Raw genomic sequence first — 22,085 nt, forward strand, 5'->3', positions numbered from 1 at the left:
AGTTTATCCTCTCATTGCAGCGATATTGGCTTCTTCTTCCTCTCGTTTTTTCTTTTCTGCATCTGTTTCCTCATGCACAACCTTCATAAAATAATCTTTTTCATATTGATAATTACCAAAGAATTGTCCTGGTTGTAGTTCTTCAAAAATTCCATTAGCATATACCTTTAAAGTTCCAAGATAACTGCTTCTATCATTAGCATTTATCATTCCAAACAGCCAATACTTACCTTTAGCATCCTCTCGTATAGTATCCTCTGCAAGTGTATCAACCTTGAAATTTTTAGCTCCTCCAGTTAATCCTATACTTATCCCTGCACTATTATATTGGTGATGTTGACGACATAAGTCTACAGCTTCATCTCTTGTAAATTCATCATTACTTGATATAGTTTGTGTTGCTGTACTTGCCTGTGTGTTATTATTCACATTTGTAGAATTACTACTATTAGTATTTGTATTAGTATTTCCACTATTAACATATCCTTGCCAAACTCCATTATTAGTAAAGCTTGATATTTGTCCATCTGTTAAAACTGTTCCAGTAGCCATTGTTCCATCTGCTTTTAAATAATACCAATTACCATTATCTTTAACCCATCCTGCTTTCATATAGCCATTACCATCAAAGTAATACCATGAATTACCGATTTTATCCCAACCAATAGAATATCCGCCATTTGCTTTTGAATACCACCATCCAGTATTATTTTGTCTCCATTCCGCATTAGCTCCCACTGGTGCTACTGCTAGAATACTTGTTGTTATTAGCAGCCCCATTGTTATTATCTTTTTTAAGTTTAGTTTTCTCATTACTATTATCCCTCCATAATTTCTTTTTGTATTTCAAATACTTTCTCTTTTGAAAGTTACTTGATGAATATATTGTAGTTTAACTGCTTGGACATATTTTGTCCTTTCCGATATTTTATTTACATTCAGTATCTATTAAGTGCCTAAGCCATCTTTCGGAATATCCAAGCTCTCTAGATAGTGCTTTTAGATTTTTACCATCATATTCTTCTAATCTCTTTAGAATATACTTCTTAGAATATAGCCTTATAGGGAAAGTTATCTGTTGTCCTTTGTAATACTTGTTTATCTTTCTTACGGTTTCAATTCCTAATATCTGAACCATTTCTTCATAGATTCCATTGAAATCGCTAGTGTCTATAGCTCGTTTTCTTATTTTTATTCCCCCTCTCGCTGTTTCTAATCTAATAATAACGAGTCTATTTTGATTAATCATGTGCATTCTTCCTTGTAAAATTCCAAATTGTATTTATACTGCATTCTTACACCAAATTATCCATAGAATTTAGTATTCTGAAGCCAAAATTAGAGTTGAATATTCTACTGAATCTATTACATAAATCTTTATAATCCCTGTTATTTCAATACCTTCAAGTTCTACTACAATTTTATTTTCATATCTTGGTATCTCCTGTTTATGTTCTATGGATATACTTTTATCATCCTGCTTTGATATTTTGAAAATCTGTAGATAGTCTACCTTCATTTTCTCCTTTAGTTCATCTATCATGCTCCACATTAGAATTTGAAGCTCTATTGGTACTATTTCATTTGCTTCTCTGCTTACATATTTCTTTCCATTAAACATTTTTATCTCTCTACTTTCTATTTATTTTTGTATATGAAAAAAGACTACCTCTCCTATGAAAAGTAGCCTTATTAACAATCTATTTCTGCATACATATATTCTTCACCATGTTCATTCTTTGCTATTAATTTTGAATCAAAACTTAGAAGTTCTTCTACTTCAATACCATTTACAAGTTCTCTTATAACTTGGTCTTTGCTAGTCCCATTCATCCAGTATTCTATTAGTGAATCTTTATCCAATAGCTTATCTACAAATCTTTCTTGGCCTAGCATATTTTCAAGTTTTTTTCTTGCTAGAAATGTCAAATCACTGTCTTTCTTATAGATTATTATCCCTTCATCTATTGCAACATATCCTTCTTCCTCTACTGCTTCAATATACATTATTACTTCACTTATTCTTAGTTCCAAGTTAGAATTGTTTTTTATCCACAGAAATACATTTATTTTCAAGTTATCAACATCATTCTCCCCAATTTCTGTTGCTAGTTTCAATGCCTTATCAAAATCTTGTAGTAATTCCTCTTTGAATTCTCCATCTATTTTTGATATTAGAGCTTCTACATACTCAAACTTCTTTGGCTCTATATTGCTATACTTATTTATTACCGAATTTATTTCATTCATCATGAAGCTTTGTATTATTGATGAAAAGTTATTGTTATTCATAGTCATTTTTACACATCTCCATTTCTTATTTGACTTATTATGTTTTCTTAGATTATGCCTTTTTCTTCTTCCTTTACATTTTATTGATTTCCCTGTTCTCCCCTTTTCCATTTTTACATTTCCCTCTCGAAAATTCTTACTGTCACTCATTTTCCCCGAATTCCCCTGTTTCCCTCTCAATTTTTATGCTATTCTTATTTTTTATCTTAGATTTACAAAAAACTTTTATAGAAATTATTATTTTTACTAGGGGATTAGGGGCTTCTAGGGTAACTGTTGATATTACTAGATTTACAGTTAGGGGATTCTGCCCCATTATTTTTTTCTTATGGGGCTTTTGCAAAATATTATTTATTAATATCAATTTTTTATTACATTGGAATACGTTTTTATAGTAAAATACGCTTATAGATTTCACCCGAATCTATAAAAAAATCCTAATTACTATTTACTTAGCAATTAGGATTTTTTATCATTATTCAATTCTTGTTTTAGCATATCAATGAATTCATCTGAAAACACCTTGTTTACAAACGCTTTCTTTAATAGCTCTAGTAGTTGAAGTTCAGTTATATCAAGGCTTCTTGGAATGTATCTATTATCTCCCCTTATAGTGTCTTTATATAATGCAAATCGTATCTCCTCACGCTTCTTCTCCTTTACTTCGATTCTCTCTATACAGCTATAATAATCATCATCTTCTATACTTACTTTATTATAGATTTTGCAATAGCTCGTTTCTTTGATTATTTTAGTTTCAGTTTGCTTTGCCATTTCTTATTACAACTCCTTTTCTATTAGAATTTCGTGAAGCTCCTTAGTTGAAAACACTACAATTGAATAATCATCGGATAATAGAAAAAGTGATGAATAGTACTCAATACCATCATCACTCTTTACAATATCTGTATACTCTGGAAGTAGTCCTTTTATACTATTAGCTTTTATTTCTGCAACATCTTCCTTTAATTCCAATATTGTAATATACCCTCCCATTTCTTCCAGTTCCCTGTTTTCAGAATAGTTTTCATCTAGTAGTCTTATTATTTCTTCTGCTTCCTTTAGCATTTCCTTTGAGTATTTTTCTTTTAGCTCTTCTAGCTGTTCAAGCTTGTATAATTTTTTCATAGTCAATTCCTCCTCAAAATAGAAAAAGGAATACTCAAAGATCTTATAGCTCTAAGTATTCCTCTTATTAATCACATCATTATAATATATATTTGAGAATTTATTTGTTACTGAAATATTCTTTTAATTTTATGCAAGCTTTATAATTCAAATCATAGTATTCTTCTTTGGACATAGTATTTTTGAAATATTTATCATAGCTTTTATCGATAGAACAAAGGATAGGTCTTTTTTCATAAATTGAACATTTATTAATATCATCTTCAAAATACTTACATACCCCATCACCTCTATCCAAATGCTTATAAATATCATTTGTAGCTACAGATCTACAACAATATCCACACATATCACATTTGAACATTTTAGCCTAACCTTTTTACAAAACTTTCTCCACTTTCTAAAGCTTTTTGACTTTCTGGCATCAACTCACCGTTTTCATTTAATAACGATGTATCAATAACTACTTTTATTGTCTGAGCTATCTGTACACAAGCATAAATATTTTTCTTCATACTATCTGGATATGTGTTCCAATCTGTACCACACGTATCAATTCCATATTTCAAAATTGCTACTGAATTAACAAAATATTTATTAAGTTTATCTAGTAACTCACATAGATTATCAGCTCTCGTAGAAATAGCTGATAACATTGTTACTATAGTTTTACTTTGAGCTTCAAACTCATTTGCTTTAGCATTGTTTGCTCTTGCATCATAGTAAGCTTTTTCTGCTTGCTTTGCAAAAATTACTCCTCCTATTGCTAATGCTGGACCAGCTACGATTCCTCCAAGTACAGCCATTCCACCAGCCATTCCAAATCCACCTGCGGACAAAGCTCCTCCACCAAGCCAAGCTAATGTTGCATTAGTTGCCGCTACTCCAGTTAAGGATGTAAGTGCTGTTCCTGTTGTAGCTGTAACTAAAAGTCCACCAAGACCTCCCATAACAACATTGTAAGTTCCAAATGCTAATAATGCTCCTCCACCAATAGCACTTAGTCCATTAATAGCTATTTCTTTTGCTTCAAATGATGCTTCTTTTAGCTTTTTAAACTCTGGACTTTGAGGATTAAAATTTCTTAATTCATCCAATCCCTCGCTATCTTTTAGATTTATATTTTTTATTTTTTCAAAATTAACTATAAACTCATTTATACTTGTAGTTAACAGTTCAATTTTTTTTCTTCCTAAATTCTCTATCGATACTTTGGTTTTATTTCTTGCTGTATTTATCGCATCTTCTGCTCTTTTGGCTGTTTCATTTGCCTCCTGATTAATACTTTTTGCTAAATCCATATCATTTTTAGCATCAATTCCTTTTTTTACTCCTAATGCACCTGCTGCAATTGCTGCTGCCCCTATTATAAATGGTATTGGCATATTGATTCCTCCTAATTAATTATAATATTTTAAAATTCAAGACTTAATGTATCATCTTTCATAAAGCTATCAAATTGATTGAAATTTTTAAATTGTAAGGTTGCTCCCAATTCAATAGCAATATTATTTAAACCTTGAGTAAATAATGTAATATCATTATTATTAATAGCTATATCCATTGTATTAAAGCTATTATTGAACACCTCTTGTCTATTTTGAAAAAATTTATTAATAAATAATTCTAATTCTTTTCTTTCTGCATCCATTGATTCAATAGATGCCTTACATAGAGAATTTATAATTTCAAACCTTTGCTTTGAAATTTCAGCTTCTTTTAATATCTGCATTGAAGCATTATAGATACTAGAACTTGCCATATATCCAATCATTCCTCCAACGACTGTTCCTACTCCTGGTAAAATTGCAGTTCCAATTGCTGCCCCAAAGCTTGCTGATAGCATTCCTGTTCCTTTTTCTCCTAACTCTTGAACTAATTCAAGCTCATCAATTTCACCTTTGGCATATTTTTTTATAGATTGACCAACTTGTAAAGTCGTAGTTGCAATCATTGCTGGTAGAGATGTTTTTGATAAATTAACAAACACACTATTATTACTAGATGCCATAAAACCTCTAATTGCAGTATCGCTAGCACCAGTAATGTATCCTAGAGCTGAACCCTTTGCAACATCAACTGCTGAATCATATAATGCATCTGAAAATTCTTTTTCGCCTTTCATTACATAAATTATATTTTTAGATATAGATAAAGTTCCTGACATTATTGCGGCTGCTTTAGCCTGTTCAATTCCAGATTTGTGTGCTATTTTTGCAACATTTCTAGCAGTTGCTAATTTAGGATGTTCTCTTAAAAACATAGCTTCCTTCGATGTAATGCCACTATCTTTTATATTTTCGCTTATTTTCTGATATTTTTTTGCTTGTGCTTCTAATTCTGTTGCCTTTTGGGAATTTCCAAGCTGCTTCTGTTTTGATGATTCTGAAAACAGTTCATTTGCCTTTTTTTCTGCAAATTCCTTAGCTATGCCATACTGCTCTTTAGGCACTAAAATATCATTATCTCTATATCTATCCCACTTAGAATCCATTAGTTTTTTAACCAAGTTTTCAGAACTCTTTTGTATTTGTTCTTGAGTTTCATATGCTCCACAAAATTTCATCTGGGCTCCCCACATAGGATCTTGCCCATTCATCACAACATTTCCATTAATATCAACTGAAACCACATCAAATCTTGTATCATTACCTCTTCCAACATCATTAGACCTACTAACTCGGTTATCACTTCTATTTATTATATTTTCAGCATTAGTTTTACTTACATAATCAACCTCTGCTGAAAAACCCGCTTGTTGTTTTAAGTTTTGATATCTAAAGTTTTCATTAACTTCTGATTCAGAAATTTGCTTTAATCCTTTTTTTATCAAATCTCCATTACTATCAAATGTTCCTGTATATCCCTTAATATGCTCACTTGCGGCACGTCCATATCTCTCGATTTGTTCTGTTGCCATAGCTGCATTTACAGTTGCAAACATATCTCTATCTTTAGTTTTATCTTTGTTTTCTTCCATATCATCACTTCTTTACAAAAAAATTAAGTTATTAGTTATATAATTCATACATTTTTTTAATAGTTTCTTTAATCTCTTGCCTGTATGATTCAGGTCTTAGCACCTCTAAAAATTCCTTCTGAGAAAGTATCCATCTCTTCACACCTTCCCCATACACTTCTGCTTCAATTATCGGTTTATTGTCTTTTTCATCATATCTTATTATTTTAGAAGTTGGTAATCTATCAAGAATTGCTTCCAAAGAATCTCCCCAGAACTTGAATTGTATTTTCATTAGTTCTCCTGTATACATGAATTGTATCTTTTTATGGAATTCACCTTCTTCAAATCTATCTTTGTATGGCATTGAGAATGTTTCTTCTGTTATGTCATATTTTTCGAATCTATCAACTCTAAATACAACTGGATGATTTTTATCTTTGCCTACAATCTCTCCAACAAGATAGAAATAATACTCGCTAAATACTAATCCTAATGGTTTCAGTTTATATTCTCTAACTTGTTTATCTTGCCTTTGATACTTTACTTCAACTAATTTTTGTTCTTGAATACTAACACTGATTTCCCACATAAAATCAATTATATTCTTTCCATGCTTTGGTGGTATATAATTAAATCTTTCATTTCTAATTGCTTTACTTATTGAATGATTATCTTCACAATGTGAATTCAATATGTCTAATATCCTATCCATTTCTTGTTTTGAAAAAGCTCTTGATTCAAGGATAATCTTTGATAATGCAAAAATATCTTTATCTGCAAACTTAAATCCTGCTTTATTTATCATCTGATATCCTTTTAGTTTTCTATTATAAATTATAGCTCTAGATGCTTTAGGATCACTCTGCAAATAGTAATTATTCAAGTCATTTATATCTCTTTGTATAGTTTTTTCATCTACCTCATTGTATATTGCTAACCTTTCTTTATCTATGATTTCACCTTTATTTAATTTTTCATATAAATGTAAGATTCTATCTATTTTTGGTTTTCCCTCTTTTTTCTGCATATTTTCCTCCTATTTCCCTTTTTTATTATTATATAACAATTCAAGGACATATTTTGTCCTTGAGCAAAAAAAATAACCTATATCATAATTTCATATGATATAGGTTATTTCTTTAAACCAATTATCCATTTTCAGTAAATTTATCATTCACTTATGATATGGTTCACCCTTCATTATCCTAAACCCTCTATAAATCTGTTCCAGCAACATAACTCTAAACAACTGATGTGGAAATGTCATCTTTGAAAAGCACAATTTATAATTTGCTCTTGCTAAAACACTTTTTGAAATTCCAAGGCTTCCTCCAATTATAAACGCTATATTTGAATTACCCGTGACTCCCAAATTATCAATATAACTTGCAAATTCTTCTGAAGTTAATTGTTTTCCTCCTAGATCCATTGCTATTACAAACATATTATCTTTGATTTTGTTTAATATTGCTTGGCCTTCTTTTTCCTTGATTGCCAGTTCTTCTTTTTCTGAAGCATTATCTGGTGTCTTTTCATCTGGCAATTCTATTATGTCTAGTTTACAATATCTGCTTAATCTCTTTGAGTATTCATCTATTGCATCTTTTAAATATTTCTCTTTGAGTTTTCCAACTGTAATTATAGTAATAGTCATTATAATTTTGCTACTAAAAGTATTTCTATATTTTTATAAGCTACCTTTTTTAACTTAACTTTTTTATTAACTAAATTAAATCCAAGTAAAAATACCTTTAACAGCCTCTCCTTTCATAAACTTTTATAAATTAATTTTATACTAAACGCTTCTTACTTTTTTCTTTACTCTCATTCCATGCAATCTATATGCTGTAAGTATTGCACCAATGGCACATATAAAACCTGCTGCTATATAAACATAGTGCATTCCATACACAAATACATCATCTCTGCCTTCTATATATCCTGTAACATGATAACCTATTTTTTTACTCATGAAGCTATATAAAAGTGTTGTTGATAATGATATTCCAAAAACCATCCCTAAATTTCTTACAAGAGCATTTATACTTCCTGCAATACCTAATTTATCTCTATCTACAGTTGACATTACCAGTGAATTATTTGGTGATTGAAACATTGCATTTCCTAAAGTCATTACTGCTATAAATATAATTAATATACCTATATAGGAATATTGTGTTAAGGTTGATATTAAAAATAACCCCAAGCTAGTTCCTAAAAGTCCTATAAAGGTTAGTACTTCTGAACCTACTCTATCTGACATGTATCCGCTTATTGGAGCCGCAACTGCTAATATTATTGGTGATACCATCATTATTAATCCCGCATACGATGGGCTTAATTTCATTACATATTGTAGATAAAATGGTAGTATTATATTTGAACAGCTTATTGCAACAAATGAAATAAATGCGCAAAATACACTAAGGGAAAATAATGAATTATTAAATATTTGAAGATTTAATAATGGATGTTTTATTCTTTTTTCTACATTTATAAATACTACAAATAATATTATTGAAGTTATTAAACACAATATAATAATTATATTGTTAAATCCAATTTCTTTACCAAAGGTTAATGATCCAAATAATAATACCATGGTTATACCAAATAAAACTGCACCCATTAAGTCCAATTTTTCATTATTGTTATTATTGCTTTTAGGTAAAGTTTTCATTGCAAGTACAAGGGCTAATATACCTATAGGTACGTTTATTAAAAATATGTATTGCCAGCTTAAAGCAGAAACAATTATTCCACCTATTGGCGGTCCTACCATTGAGCCTAAGGCTACAAAAGTACCATTTAAACCTAAAGCCCTGCCTCTTTCTTTGCTTGGAAATACATGTGTTATTATTCCATGACTTGTTGACATAGTTCCAGCTGCTCCTATAGCTTGAAGTCCTCTTGAAATAACCAACATTATTAATGAATTAGATATTCCGCAAGTCAAAGAACCTATTGTAAAAATAATAATACCAATTTTAAAAACTGTTGTCTTTCCTATAATATCTGCTAATCTTCCAAATACAAGAATTGTTCCTACAATTACTATTAAATAGCTTGTAACCACCCATTCTATAGATGCCATACTTACTGAAAGTTTTTCTGCCATAACAGGTAATGCAACATTTACAATACTACCATCAAGAGTTGCCATAAAGGTTAACAATACTGTAGTAAGTAATATTACCCATCTTCTTTTATGCATTTCATCGTTTATGTTTTTCATATAATTTATCCTTTCTGCTTATTACTTCAAATAAACTAAATTAGATTATAATATACTTTTATTATTTGCACAAATAATAGGATAATTCATTTTATAAAAGAATATAATCCACAACTATAATTTTTAAGTTAAAACTTATCCACAAATTCTCCTCATTTTATGGATAAGTGTGTACTATTTATTGAATTTTTTTATCTTATTCACACATTTCAAACTTTTATTTAAATCCATATTAAACAAAAAGAGTGGCTAATCCACTCTTTTTTATTGATGAAATTTCTTACTTGCACTCATCAAATTTCATATTGTGATTTGTAGCTTTTATAAAAGTGCAAGCTTACTAATAAGCATTTAATTTAGTTTAGCTTAAATGATCCAACCATTTCATTTAAATTATCTGATGAATATTCTAAAACTTCAGTAGCTTGTTTTAATTGCCTTATTTCTGATAATATCTTTTTAACCATTGTTAAGGATTCTTCACTCTTATTTGAACTATGCTCTGTTGACTGCTCTATTTTATCAGCCATAGTGCTTACATTATTCATTACTTCTCCAACATTTTCACTTTGAGAAGAAGTTATTTTTGCAATTGACTGCATAGCTTCAGCAATTATGTTTACATCATCATTAATTTGGTCAAATGAATCAATAGAATTTTTTACACTTCCTGTTGAAGTGCTCACCTTAGTGTTTATTTCTCCTGCATAATCAACAGTAGCTTGTGTTTGCTCTTGTACCTGCTTAATAACATTGCTTATTGATTTAGTTGCCGTTTCTGTTTCTAAAGCAAGCTTAGATATTTCTTCAGCAACAACAGTAAATCCTCTACCACTTTCACCTGCTCTTGCTGCTTCTATTGATGCATTAAGTGCTAAAAGCTGAGTTTGTTTACTAATATTACTTATTACATTAATAACCTCACTTATCTCTTTTGAATATCCTTGTAATGTACTGATTGACTTAACAGTTTCAGAGATTGTACTCTCTAAATCTTGCATATTGTGTAAAACTTCCTTTGATGCATTTTGTGCTTTGGATGAATTTTGATTAGTGCCTTCAATTATACCTGAAACTTCTAAAATAAGGCTATCCATTTCTTGAATTGATGCAGTAATTTCTGAAAACTTATTTTTAGTATTTTGAAATACTACATTTTGCTCTTTTGAATTTTCTAATAAACTTATTACTGTATTTTCTATTATTCCCATACCTTTTTTTACTTCATTTGTTATATTAGAAACTATGTTAACTGATTTCTTTGTAGTCCTTGCTGATTTTTTAACTCTGTATAACATACTCATTTGATTATTTATAAATTTATTAAACCATCTTGATAATTCACCAATTTCATCTGATGATATCTTTTTAACTCTTTTTGTTAAATTTCCTTCTCCTTCTGCTATATCTTGTAATATATTTATCGTTCTGCTTAAAGGTGATGAAACCATCTTCTTAGAAATCACTAACGCAGATAGGGATAAGATGACCCACATTCCTAAAGATGTAAATATACTCATATCTGGTGCTATCTTTGTAGTAATTAAATTTATTGCTATTAACACTGCTGACATAACGGATATAGCCATTGGCATTTTTAAATTTATACTTTGGAAGTTATATATTTCATCTATATCTCCTTCACACATCATTCCCCAAACTTCCTCACAATTAGGAGGATTTATTAAAGTTCCCTTTCCGCCAACCATAATATGTCTATAATCTGGATACCCAGGCCAACAATCTAAGTTTTGTCCATTTTTAATAGTATTTGCTACGCCTTGGTGTAATTCATTAGTTGCAGGATCAGTAAATATAATTTCAAATTCAGTATGTTCTTGGATTTGTACAATTCCCCACCTTTTAGTTTTAACACCTTCCTTTAGATTATCTCCTAAAGTAAAAGTATTGTCTTCAAACCTACTTCTTGAAATTGCCGTTCCAGGCTTAATTCCTCTATTGGACTTTACCATAAACAAATAGTTATCTCCAGAATCCTTATATATATGAGTATCTTCATCTTGAATTACATTACTCATATCATCATTTAATGTTCTACAGCATAATATTCTAATTTGACCATTGTGATTCTTACATCTGCTAGAAAACATTAAAGTAACATCATCAACAAATTTTTTACCACTTAAATCTGTATCTAACGTTCTTTTATCTATATATGGTCCATACATTAAAGGTTTATCATCTAATCCAGCTTTAAAATTAGGAAGATCACTCATATTTAATCCTTTGTGTTCTTTACATGAAGAAACTGACACAACCCCATTTTCATCTAAAACAAATATTTCACAAAAATCTTCATGCTTTTTTACATTTTCAACTAAGTAATTATATATTATGTCATCATCATCTTCTAATGCTACAAGGGAATTTTTAATGTTATCTAATTGAGCCCATTTATCATTAAACCAATTCTCTAATGCCTTTTTCCTTCCATTAGATATTCCTTCAAAAACTTTTTCTGAATGTTCCCTCAAATTTCTGTTAAGTAAATATTTAAGTTTTAAATTCATACTTATTCCTCCCCAATAATCTTATTGCCTATTTTATTTTTATAAAAAATAAAGCACTAATAAAGATTGTTTAAATCTTTTATTAGTGCTGCCATAGCTCTTTTATTCTATTTTTTACTTATTCTGTATTATACTTTAGTATAATTATACCAACTATATTCATATTTGTGAATTGTTATTTTTCATAAAAAAAGAGAAAAGAAAAAAGTCCTATCATAGAATATAGAACTTTTTAACTTATTCTTTATATTTAAGTATGTAAAAACAATAACTTATTTCTCATAGACCTGAATATATGTCCATCTTAAATTTTTAACAAACAATTATACTAAGTCTTAATAAGAAATCTCTCTCTAAGTAATTAGAAAATACTATTTGTTTTGTCCACAACACTTTTTGTATTTCTTTCCGCTTCCACATGGGCATGCATCATTTCTTCCAACTTTGTCTGTATTTCTTACAATTTTAGATTCTTTATATTGTTTTTGAATATCATTTCTCTTTTCTTCTGAGAATATTCCATCCCATTGTGGTAATGTATATAGATATTCAGCTTTAGCATCTAACATGTTAAAGTATAAAGTTTCTAAGTCTAATTCTAATTCTAATTCAGTATCAGCATCGATAGTTTCAAGATCATATTGTTTCTTTAAACTATCATTGATTCCATCCATGAACCCCATAGCAAATTCTACTGTAGAATTATAATCCTTAGCTAATTGATTAATAGTAACCTTCTTAACTTCTTTATGATTAGCTAATAAATCCTTGTATATTGATTTTTCTAATTTGCTATATTCTGCCCAGAAAGCATTTTCTCCTTTAGTTTTTACATAGTCAACAACCATTTCTGTCCAATCTGTATATAAACTCATTTTTAAGTCCTCCCTTAAATCTTCATTATTTATATATAATTTTTTATAAAATATAAACTTAAATTAATTAAATTTTTATATAGCTACTAGGATTATGCCTATTTGCCATAGTTAATATTATGTCCTCTTTTTGCCTAATTCCATTTTCATTTAGCACATTTAAAACTGTTTGATATGCTAAATCAGGTTGATTATTTGTATTACTTAAATGGCCTAAAATAATCTTTTTTTGTGCTGAACATTTAGATAATTCAACAATAGCATTTCCACAATCATCATTAGATAAATGTCCTATTTCACTAAGTATTCTTCTCTTTAATGAGTATGGATATGGCCCAAATTTAAGCATATTAACATCATGATTACTTTCAAGAAGTATCACTTCTGAGTCTTTAATATTATTAAATATTTCCCGGGTAAAGGTTCCAAAATCAGTTGCTACACTTATGCTCTTTCCAGCAGAGCTTACTGTATATCCCATAGGTGCTGCAGCATCATGAGGTATATTGAAAGCTTTAATGCTCATATCATTTATTTCAGTAACTGACCTTTTATCTATTACTTTTATATTATGCTCTTTTACTTTTCCAATTGAACTTTCCATAGCAGACCAAGTATCTGCATTTGCATATATAGGAATATCGTATTTTCTAGATAATACTCCTATACCTTTAATATGGTCACTATGCTCATGAGTTATAAAAATCCCATTTATCTCATTTGGAGATTGACTAATTTCCTGCAATGCCATGTCAATTTTTTTCCCAGGGAGTCCTGCATCAATCAATATCTTAGCTTTATCTGAAGCAATAAACATACTATTACCACTACTACCACTATATAAAGAACAAAATATCATTCCTACTCACTCCCCCTTTGAGATTTTTATTGCTCTTGAACTTTTATTCTACTAATGTCTGCTCCTAGAGCCTTAAATTTATTTTCTATATGAGGATAACCTCTATCTATATGCTCTATACTAGTTATTTCTGTAGTTCCTTCTGCAACTAGCCCTGCTATAACCATAGCTGCACCAGCTCTTAAATCAGTTGCCTTTACTACAGCTCCAGTTAACTTTTGCGAACCATCAATAATTGCAACTCGGCCTTCAACCTTTATATTTGCACCCATTTTCTTTAGTTCATCTATATGTTTATGCCTATTTTCCCAAATAGATTCTGTTATTAAGCTTCTTCCTGGAACAATGCTTAATAATGATGACATTGGCTGTTGAATGTCTGTAGGAAAACCTGGATATGGAGTTGTCTTGATATTAACACCCTTAAGAGGTGCATTCACAGTCACTCTTACACAGTCATCTCCCTCTTCAATTACAGCTCCCATTTCTGTAAGTTTAGCGGTGATTGATTCCAAATGCTTTGGTATTACATTTTTAATGTAAACATCTCCACCTGTTGCTGCTGCTGCTATCATAAATGTACCAGCTTCAATTTGATCTGGTATTACACTATATGAACAGCCCTTCAGACTCTTTACACCTTTAATTCTTATTACGTCAGTACCAGCGCCTCTTATATCAGCACCCATTGAATTTAAGAAATTTGCTACATCAACAACATGAGGCTCTTTAGCAACATTTTCTAAAGATGTAACCCCTTCCGCAAGTGTAGCTGCTATCATTACATTGATTGTTGCTCCTACTGAAACTACATCAAAAAATATATTAGCACCAACTAATTTTTCAGCCTTAACATTAACTGCACCATGTTCTATAACAACTTCAGCACCTAGTGCTTCAAATCCCTTTATATGCTGATCAATAGGTCTTACCCCTATTGGACAACCACCTGGAAGAACTACTCTCGCTTTTTTAAATCGTGATAATAAAGCTCCGATAAAATAATATGAAGCTCTCATTCTTCTAACATCATCTATTGATGCATCACAATTATCTACATTTGTACTATCTATTTCTAAAGTATTATTATCTATTTTATTTATATTACAACCTAAGCTTTTAAGTATTCTCTCTAAGCAGTGTACATCTTCAATATCTGGTATGTTATCAATTATGCATTTTCCCTCACTTGCCATTATTGCTGCTGGTAATATTGCTACAGCTGCATTTTTAGCTCCGTTTATTTCAACGCTGCCCTTTAGCAAGTTTCCTCCGTTTATAACTAATCTCTCCATTGAATTCACCCTATCTATTAAAATCTATATTAATCAATTTATCGTAATTTGCATTATTAACCTATTTTATTTAAAATCTACTTTAATTATTATAACATAAACAAAATTTATTTAAATATATTTTTTCAGTGTATTACTACTTTTTTAAGAGTATATAATATTTAGCAAGTTTTTTTACTGTCATGTCAGTAATATAGTCCCATATTATACATATAATTCAAAATAAATATGAGCAATTATGTTAAAATATGTGTTATATTACATAATTATTATTTACATTGATTATTTAATTATTCTTCTATTCTTTTATTTTGTTTATTGTGTTATAATTTATTATAATTTTGAGTATAATGCTAATTGAGATTGTGAGGTTTATCATGAAGTACTATATAGTTGCATTATTTGATGAGGAAACCTATCAAGTAATATCACCAATACAAAGAAATATGTCAAAAAAATTCAGAGCAAATAGAAATTCTCCAATGCCTTTTGTTTTATTAACAACTATTGAAAAACCAAACTTAGATAAGTTATATCCAGTTGTAGATAAAATTATAAATCCTTATAAGAGTTTTAGAATTAATGCAGTTGATTCTGTATATTTATTTGAACCTACTAAAAGCATTAATTTAAAACTAGAAGATAAGGGCTACATAAAAAGAATTTCCCGTTGTCTTTTAGATGAACTAGAGCTTAACGGATTTACTGTTAGTGCTTATGAAGATAATTTCGTTTCTTTAGCTAATGTAAATTATGTTCCTAAGGATTCTAAAAAACAAGAAGTTAAGTTAAATTTTCCAGAGATATATTCAAAAGATAACTTTGTTAAATTAAGAATTAAAAGCATTGAAATCTGGAAATCACCATTAGCAAAGAAAAATGTTCCATTAAAATCGTATATATTAAGAGATTTTTAGATATTTCTAAGATTGTACTAAATAAAAATTGTTTAGCACAATCTTATTTTTTATGTTATTTTTAGTATAAAAATTTTCTATAAAGTTAAAATTTTCAGAAATATTAAAATTTATTTTTTTGTATTCGTTTTCCGAACTTTCTTTTATTTTAAAGATTTTGTAAAATAATATTATTAGTAGAAATGCAGGAGGATTCGTTATGAATATTCAACCACTATTTAAAGTACAAAAAAAATACAATGATAGTCTACCAATAAACAGTGAACTTACTTCTCACAAATTACAGGTTCGTAAGAATTTAGAATTTGAAATAGCACTTGGAACTTTAGCTAATGAAACTAATTGCTTTAATTACTTAAAGAAAAAAGCTATTCCTATCAACTTGACTTCAGTATTTAACAAATATATAAATTGCCTTTCTTTAGCTTTAACATTAGGTATAGATCATAAATACACAGATTTAATTGCAGTTTCTATAAACCCCAACGACTATTGCTTAAGCGATCAATTCTTAAATTTATATATAGATATAAATGATTTAATTGCTTCTCCATCAATGGATCACTACTTAACTTTGTTTGAAGACTTGTTAAGTTTAGGTTTAACTCTAGGCTTTACAGAAGAACAAATTCATAATGCATTTATTAAAGAACTTGATAGTTTAAGTGTTCTTTAATAATTTTTATAATTAAATATACATAATACTATTTTTAGTTAACAGGCTTCCTGTCACCACCATGGTTATTTCATATAATATTTAATAAACTTAAGGGAATAATACTCTTGAGGTGATATTATTATGTTTGGAATAATATGTGCAATAATTTCTGGAATTGCAATGAGTGTGCAGGGAGTTTTTAATACTCGTTTAGGTGAAAAAATAGGAATTTGGGAAACTACCCTATTAGTTCAAATAATTGCTCTTGTCATAAGCTTAATTGTATTTTTAATTTGGGGCAATGGTAGTTACTCCAATTTAAAGGATGCCAATAAACTATATTTATTAGGTGGAATTCTGGGTGTTGTAATAACTTTTACTGTTATGAAAAGCGTAAGTTCAATGGGCCCTTCCTTAGGAATTGGAATTATATTGGTGTCTCAATTGCTTACAGCTGCACTTATAGATGCCCTTGGACTATTTGGAACTGAAAAAATTAGTTTATCCTTAAATCACTTTTTAGGTATTGCCATTATGATTACTGGTATTATAATATTTAAATACAATCATTAAGGGATATGATAAAGAGTAAAGTTATATGTTATTAATTTTATATCCCTAAGAAGGGATGTATATAATTTGAATTTTTTTTCTAATATTAAATTTTTATCACAGTTAACATTGAATAATGTTAAAGAATATTTTAAAGAGAGTCAGGAAGTAAAATCTGATGAGATTATAGAAAACTCTATAAATTGGTTTGGTCATGCCACTACTGTGATTAATTTGTCTAATAAGATAATTATTACTGATCCAGTGCTTTCAAGCCTTTTAGGGTACTTTAAGCGAACTGTAAAAAAGCCATCTTATATAAACAATTTAATAGTTGATTATATATTATTATCTCATGGTCATATGGATCATTTAAACTTCTCTTCACTTAAGCAATTAAATAAAGATGCTGTAATAATTGTTCCAAAAGGATATTTTCGTATCGCAAAATTATTAGGCTTTAAAAAAGTAGTTCTATTGCATCCTGGTGATGTTTATGAAGATGATTTTGTGAAGATTACTGCTTATGAAGCAGACCATGATGGAAGACGCTTTTATTTAGGTCACGATGATGAAAGTATTTCTTTTTTAATCCAAAGGAATAATAAAAGTGTTTTTTTTGCTGGTGATACGGCTCTTACAAATAACTTTAAAGATATTACCTGTGATGTGGCTCTAATGCCCGTTGGATGTTACAAACCTGATAGATTTTCCTATATGCATTGTACTCCGGAACAAAGCTATGAAATGTTTAAAATGATGAATTGTCCAGCGATGATCCCAATACATTATAAAACTTTCAGAATTTCATTAGAAGACTTTGAAGAAACGGAACAAACCTTATTGAGTTTAAATGATGATGCAATAAAAATTATTGATATTGGTGAAACTTATATTATTTAATATTATTTTGGAGATTGTTCATTGATGGTTAAATTTAGGCTTTTCAATGCATAATCTCCATTTATTTACTGCGTAATTCTTAAAACTATACATATATTGGCCTAAAAATAATTTAGATACGTAGATCATTTGAATATATTATATTAACAATAAAATTATTTTTCATATAATATATTGAAGTAATATTATTTAGGAGTAATATATGTTTTCAATTAAAAAAAAGTTAGATAGTAATCTAAAGTACTATATATCTAATAGTTCCTACAAAAATTATAGAGTACTTATACAATACAAGGATTTTCAATCCTCAGTTGTAAAAAAAATAAATTCATATAAAGGGCATACTCATAATATTATAGAATCTGCCAAGCTTATAAGTGCTGACCTTAATGCAAGAGGCATAGATAGAATTTCAGAATATCCTGAAGTATGTAAAATATATCTAGATGAATATTTATTTTTATCCGGCCTCAATGTTACTGCTGCCAATAAAGTTCATTTTTCAGAAAATCATATTTTATCTGGAACAGGTGTTGGTATAGGACTTGTAGATAGTGGTATATTCCCTCATCCAGATTTAACTTCTCCTAGCAATAAAATAGAATTATTTGAGGATTTAGTCAATGAACTTCACTATCCCTATGATGATAATGGACATGGTACTTCTATAGCTGGAATCTTATGTGGAAACGGCATCTCTTCAAATAATGTATATAAGGGGATCTGTTGTAAAAGTAAGATATACTGTTATAAAGCATTTGACAAATTAGGTAAAGGCTTTGCTTCTGATATACTTTATGCTATTGAAAGCTTATCTAATATTGCTAAAGATAATAATATAAAAGTATTATGTCTTCCTTTTGAACTTTTAACCCACAATACTTTTATTACTTCTTGTTTTAGCTCTGTATTTGATTATGCTATTTCTAAAGGGGTAATCCCTATAATTCCTAGTGGAAGCACTTCAAATACTAAGACCTCCATCATGGGAATAGCAACCCTTCCAAATTGTATTACTGTTTCTGGTTTAGATACAACACTTCCACTTATTAGAGCTTATCCTTATTCTTCTAGCGGACCTTATGGAAAAACATCTAAACCTGATTTATCTGCAGCATGCGTTAATATTATTTCATTAAATTGCAATACTAATTATATATCTGAAAAAAATGGACTTAAACTCTATCCAAACAAATTAGATGTTCCTTATAAAACTTTTTCTGGTACTTCAATTGCTGCTGCATATATCTGTGGTTTGTGTTCCTTATTATGTGAAAAGAACCCTTCAATAACCTTTAAGGACATGATTTCCTTGCTAAAAGTTGCCTGCGAGCCTGCTCCAGATATTCCAAAACAAATTCAAGGCGAAGGTATTGTAAATATAAATAAACTGCTCTCTTAAAACAGTATGTATTTAATAAAAACTTTATAGAAAAGTTAATGTACCTTTTACTAAGAAGTACAGAATTATCCTTCTTTATAAATATAATTCTGAATTTCTTAGTAATTTTAAAATTCTTGTTAATTAATATTTGACTTTATTGCACTTATAATATGCTATAATTACTTTATAGCATATGTTTAAATATAAACTATTTAAATGAATCATTTTGAGAAAGTAATTGATTCTTAATTATAAACTCAATATACAGCTAACAAAATAATTGAAAGGTAGGTAGTAATCAGAATGAGCACATTTATGCTAAAAGGTAAGTCTTTAGGGTTCACTCCCGTTAATAATGTATTCATAGAAAAATACATGCCAGCAGCCAGAGGTGAATTTATTAAGGTTTACTTATTGATGCTAAAGCATAACATTTCTGGAGAATTAGGAGTTAGCTCATCCATACTAGCTTCCTCACTTAATTTATTAGAATCAGATATTATGAATGCACTTAATTACTGGAATGATCAAGGAGTCATAAAACTAAACCAAATAGATAAGATGGGAAACTTCAATGTGGAATTTTTAGATTTAACTGATGAATCAATTAAACCTAAAAAGACAGTTGACTTATTAGAAGCTTTAGACAGTACAAATACTAAGGATATGTTAAAGGATATTGAAATGCTTTTAGCAAGACCACTATCTCCAAATGAAATGTCTACATATTTAAATTGGCAAAGGGAGTTTGGTTTTTCTTCTGAATTAATTCTAATCTTAATGGAATATTGTATATCAAAAGGAAAAAGTGACTCTAGATATATTGAAAAAGTTGCTTTATCTTGGCATGATTTAAAAATAACTACTATTGAACAGGCACAAAACTTAATTAAAAAGACTGAGGATAAATGGATTAACATAAGAAAGATATTAACTTATCTAGGGATAAACAATACAGATATAATGAAGCCTCAACAAGATTTAATAGAGAAATGGCTCTTTATGTATAAATTCCCAACAGAGGTTATCTTAAAAGCCTGCGATGTGTGCTTTGAAAGGTTAAATCGAGCTGACTTTAAATACATTGATGGTATACTAACCAATTGGAACAAGAATAATATTAAGACATTAGAAGATGTAGCTCTCAAAGATGTAAAAAACACAAAAAGTACAAAATATACAAAAAACTATAATGCTAATAATGAAAAAGCACCTCTTAAGTTTAATAACTTTGAAGGAAGAGAATATGATTATGATTCATTAGAAAAAAAACTTTTAGGATGGGATAATGATGATTAAGGGCTATCAAACTGAAATTTTAAAAATATATGATAATCTTAGAGAAGAAGAAGTTAGAAATTTAAAGCTTAGAAAAAATGAGATTTCTACAAAATATCCTGAAATTATTGATTTAGATAATAAGATACAAAAGCTATCTTTAGAAATGGCTGTATCCGTTCTAAAATCAAGTGATGGTGAAAAGACTTTAAGTCAATACAAAGAACAAATTACTGATTTAAGAGTAAAAAAATGTGAGATGTTAGTTGAAAGAGGTTATGACCCTGAATATCTTACACTTCGTTATCATTGTAATAAATGTAAAGATACAGGATTTATAGGCAATACTAAATGTATTTGTTATAAACAAAAGTTGGTTAAATTATATTATAAAAATTCTGAATTAGAAACTGCAATAAAGACTAATAATTTCAATAATTTTGATAAGAGTTTGTTTTCAAGTCATAAACTTGGAGAAGAAAAATATTCTCCAAGAAAAAACATGGAGAATATTTTAGAATATATATTAAAGGAGTATATTCCAAACTTCCAAGAAATATCTACGAATTTATTATTCTACGGTAATCCTGGAAGTGGAAAAACCTATTTATCTTACTGTATAGCTAAGGCCATCTTAGATAAAGGGTTCTTAGTAGTATACAAAACATCTGATGAATTAATTAAGAATTTAAAGGATATAAGATTTAACAATGACTCTAATTTAGAATCCTTATTGTTAGAATGTGATTTACTAATCATAGATGATTTAGGTGCTGAATATCTTAATGAGTTCACTGTAACCGAGTTATTTAATTTAATTAACAAGAGAATTCTAGGCGGTAAAAAAATGCTTATATCAACAAACTTAACTTTACCTGGTATAACTAAACAATATAGTGAAAGAATTGCCTCAAGATTGCTTGGAGAATTTAAACTTTGCAAATTTTATTCAGAAGATATACGAATCCAAAAAAATCTTGAAAAAAACAGGTAGGAAATTTTATTTCCTACCTGTTAATTAATATAAATAGTTTTTATAAGAATATGTGAGCATGGTATTAAACCAAAGATACGCTTGCATATTTTTATTTTTGGGTTAATTTTAAATTCTTTTTTAATAAAAAAAACAAGTCCTAGTTTTAAACTAGAACTTGTTCTATTTGGCGACTCAGAAGGGGCTCGAACCCTCGACCTCCGGCGTGACAGGCCGGCACTC

Annotated in this window: 23 protein-coding genes; 7 read left to right on the forward strand and 16 right to left on the reverse strand. The window is 29.1% G+C overall.

The window, feature by feature from the left end; all coding sequences use genetic code 11:
- Positions 1–3 precede the first annotated feature (3 nt).
- The 16 genes from GXK56_RS28590 to GXK56_RS18105 form a co-directional block, all read right to left on the reverse strand.
- Positions 4–813, reverse strand: coding sequence for a hypothetical protein (locus tag GXK56_RS28590; RefSeq protein ID WP_160689957.1), 810 nt, complete (start codon positions 811–813; stop codon positions 4–6).
- Between the two features lie 115 nt (positions 814–928).
- Complete coding sequence (locus GXK56_RS18035) at positions 929–1,255, reverse strand: Mor transcription activator family protein (protein WP_243156176.1); 327 nt, start codon at positions 1,253–1,255, stop codon at positions 929–931.
- A gap of 63 nt (positions 1,256–1,318) precedes the next feature.
- Positions 1,319–1,621: a DUF960 family protein gene (locus GXK56_RS18040; protein ID WP_160689959.1), complete on the reverse strand. Its 303-nt coding sequence runs from the start codon at positions 1,619–1,621 to the stop codon at positions 1,319–1,321.
- A 71-nt stretch (positions 1,622–1,692) separates the two neighbouring features.
- A complete protein-coding gene (locus GXK56_RS18045; protein ID WP_243156177.1) occupies positions 1,693–2,442 on the reverse strand; it encodes a hypothetical protein in 750 nt (249 codons plus the stop codon).
- 309 nt (positions 2,443–2,751) lie between these two features.
- Positions 2,752–3,066 (reverse strand): hypothetical protein, encoded by a 315-nt coding sequence (locus GXK56_RS18050; protein ID WP_160689961.1) that lies wholly within the window; start codon positions 3,064–3,066, stop codon positions 2,752–2,754.
- A 6-nt stretch (positions 3,067–3,072) separates the two neighbouring features.
- Positions 3,073–3,420, reverse strand: a complete 348-nt coding sequence (locus GXK56_RS18055) for a hypothetical protein (protein ID WP_160689963.1) — start codon at positions 3,418–3,420, stop codon at positions 3,073–3,075.
- 100 nt (positions 3,421–3,520) lie between these two features.
- The gene (locus GXK56_RS18060) at positions 3,521–3,784 is read right to left on the reverse strand and encodes a YkgJ family cysteine cluster protein (RefSeq protein WP_160689965.1); all 264 of its coding nucleotides are present in this window, start codon (positions 3,782–3,784) and stop codon (positions 3,521–3,523) included.
- A 1-nt stretch (position 3,785) separates the two neighbouring features.
- Positions 3,786–4,805: a hypothetical protein gene (locus GXK56_RS18065; RefSeq protein ID WP_160689967.1), complete on the reverse strand. Its 1,020-nt coding sequence runs from the start codon at positions 4,803–4,805 to the stop codon at positions 3,786–3,788.
- A gap of 29 nt (positions 4,806–4,834) precedes the next feature.
- Positions 4,835–6,400, reverse strand: coding sequence for a hypothetical protein (locus GXK56_RS18070; RefSeq protein WP_160689969.1), 1,566 nt, complete (start codon positions 6,398–6,400; stop codon positions 4,835–4,837).
- Positions 6,401–6,431: 31 nt separating this feature from the next.
- A complete protein-coding gene (locus GXK56_RS18075) occupies positions 6,432–7,409 on the reverse strand; it encodes a WYL domain-containing protein (RefSeq protein ID WP_160689971.1) in 978 nt (325 codons plus the stop codon).
- 147 nt (positions 7,410–7,556) lie between these two features.
- Positions 7,557–8,036, reverse strand: a complete 480-nt coding sequence (gene rlmH / locus GXK56_RS18080; protein WP_160689973.1) for a 23S rRNA (pseudouridine(1915)-N(3))-methyltransferase RlmH — start codon at positions 8,034–8,036, stop codon at positions 7,557–7,559.
- Positions 8,037–8,177: 141 nt separating this feature from the next.
- Positions 8,178–9,617 carry an MFS transporter gene (locus tag GXK56_RS18085; RefSeq protein ID WP_160689975.1) on the reverse strand — a complete coding sequence of 480 codons (1,440 nt, stop codon included), beginning with the start codon at positions 9,615–9,617 and terminating at the stop codon, positions 8,178–8,180.
- 356 nt (positions 9,618–9,973) lie between these two features.
- A complete protein-coding gene (locus GXK56_RS18090; protein ID WP_160689977.1) occupies positions 9,974–12,148 on the reverse strand; it encodes a HAMP domain-containing methyl-accepting chemotaxis protein in 2,175 nt (724 codons plus the stop codon).
- A 371-nt stretch (positions 12,149–12,519) separates the two neighbouring features.
- A complete protein-coding gene (locus tag GXK56_RS18095) occupies positions 12,520–13,023 on the reverse strand; it encodes an SEC-C metal-binding domain-containing protein (RefSeq protein WP_160689979.1) in 504 nt (167 codons plus the stop codon).
- A gap of 67 nt (positions 13,024–13,090) precedes the next feature.
- Positions 13,091–13,882: an MBL fold metallo-hydrolase gene (locus GXK56_RS18100; RefSeq protein WP_160689981.1), complete on the reverse strand. Its 792-nt coding sequence runs from the start codon at positions 13,880–13,882 to the stop codon at positions 13,091–13,093.
- A 26-nt stretch (positions 13,883–13,908) separates the two neighbouring features.
- Positions 13,909–15,177 (reverse strand): UDP-N-acetylglucosamine 1-carboxyvinyltransferase, encoded by a 1,269-nt coding sequence (locus GXK56_RS18105; RefSeq protein WP_160689983.1) that lies wholly within the window; start codon positions 15,175–15,177, stop codon positions 13,909–13,911.
- 377 nt (positions 15,178–15,554) lie between these two features.
- On the opposite strand from GXK56_RS18105, the gene GXK56_RS18110 reads away from it, so the two are divergent.
- The 7 genes from GXK56_RS18110 to GXK56_RS18140 all read left to right on the forward strand — a co-directional run bounded on the left by GXK56_RS18110 (position 15,555) and on the right by GXK56_RS18140 (position 21,863).
- Positions 15,555–16,094: a hypothetical protein gene (locus GXK56_RS18110; protein ID WP_160689985.1), complete on the forward strand. Its 540-nt coding sequence runs from the start codon at positions 15,555–15,557 to the stop codon at positions 16,092–16,094.
- A 199-nt stretch (positions 16,095–16,293) separates the two neighbouring features.
- Positions 16,294–16,770 (forward strand): dUTP diphosphatase, encoded by a 477-nt coding sequence (locus GXK56_RS18115; RefSeq protein ID WP_160689987.1) that lies wholly within the window; start codon positions 16,294–16,296, stop codon positions 16,768–16,770.
- Positions 16,771–16,893: 123 nt separating this feature from the next.
- Positions 16,894–17,325: a DMT family transporter gene (locus tag GXK56_RS18120; protein WP_160689989.1), complete on the forward strand. Its 432-nt coding sequence runs from the start codon at positions 16,894–16,896 to the stop codon at positions 17,323–17,325.
- Positions 17,326–17,391: 66 nt separating this feature from the next.
- Complete coding sequence (locus GXK56_RS18125) at positions 17,392–18,207, forward strand: MBL fold metallo-hydrolase (protein WP_160689991.1); 816 nt, start codon at positions 17,392–17,394, stop codon at positions 18,205–18,207.
- Between the two features lie 202 nt (positions 18,208–18,409).
- Complete coding sequence (locus tag GXK56_RS18130) at positions 18,410–19,609, forward strand: S8 family serine peptidase (protein ID WP_160689993.1); 1,200 nt, start codon at positions 18,410–18,412, stop codon at positions 19,607–19,609.
- 285 nt (positions 19,610–19,894) lie between these two features.
- Positions 19,895–20,890 carry a DnaD domain protein gene (locus tag GXK56_RS18135; protein ID WP_202127906.1) on the forward strand — a complete coding sequence of 332 codons (996 nt, stop codon included), beginning with the start codon at positions 19,895–19,897 and terminating at the stop codon, positions 20,888–20,890.
- Positions 20,883–21,863, forward strand: a complete 981-nt coding sequence (locus tag GXK56_RS18140; RefSeq protein WP_160690003.1) for an ATP-binding protein — start codon at positions 20,883–20,885, stop codon at positions 21,861–21,863. Before GXK56_RS18135 ends, GXK56_RS18140 begins: the two co-directional genes overlap by 8 nt.
- The last annotated feature ends 222 nt before the right edge of the window (positions 21,864–22,085 follow it).

Source organism: Clostridium sp. C2-6-12 (assembly GCF_009928485.1).
In the GTDB taxonomy this organism is placed as follows: Bacteria; Bacillota; Clostridia; order Clostridiales; family Clostridiaceae; genus Clostridium.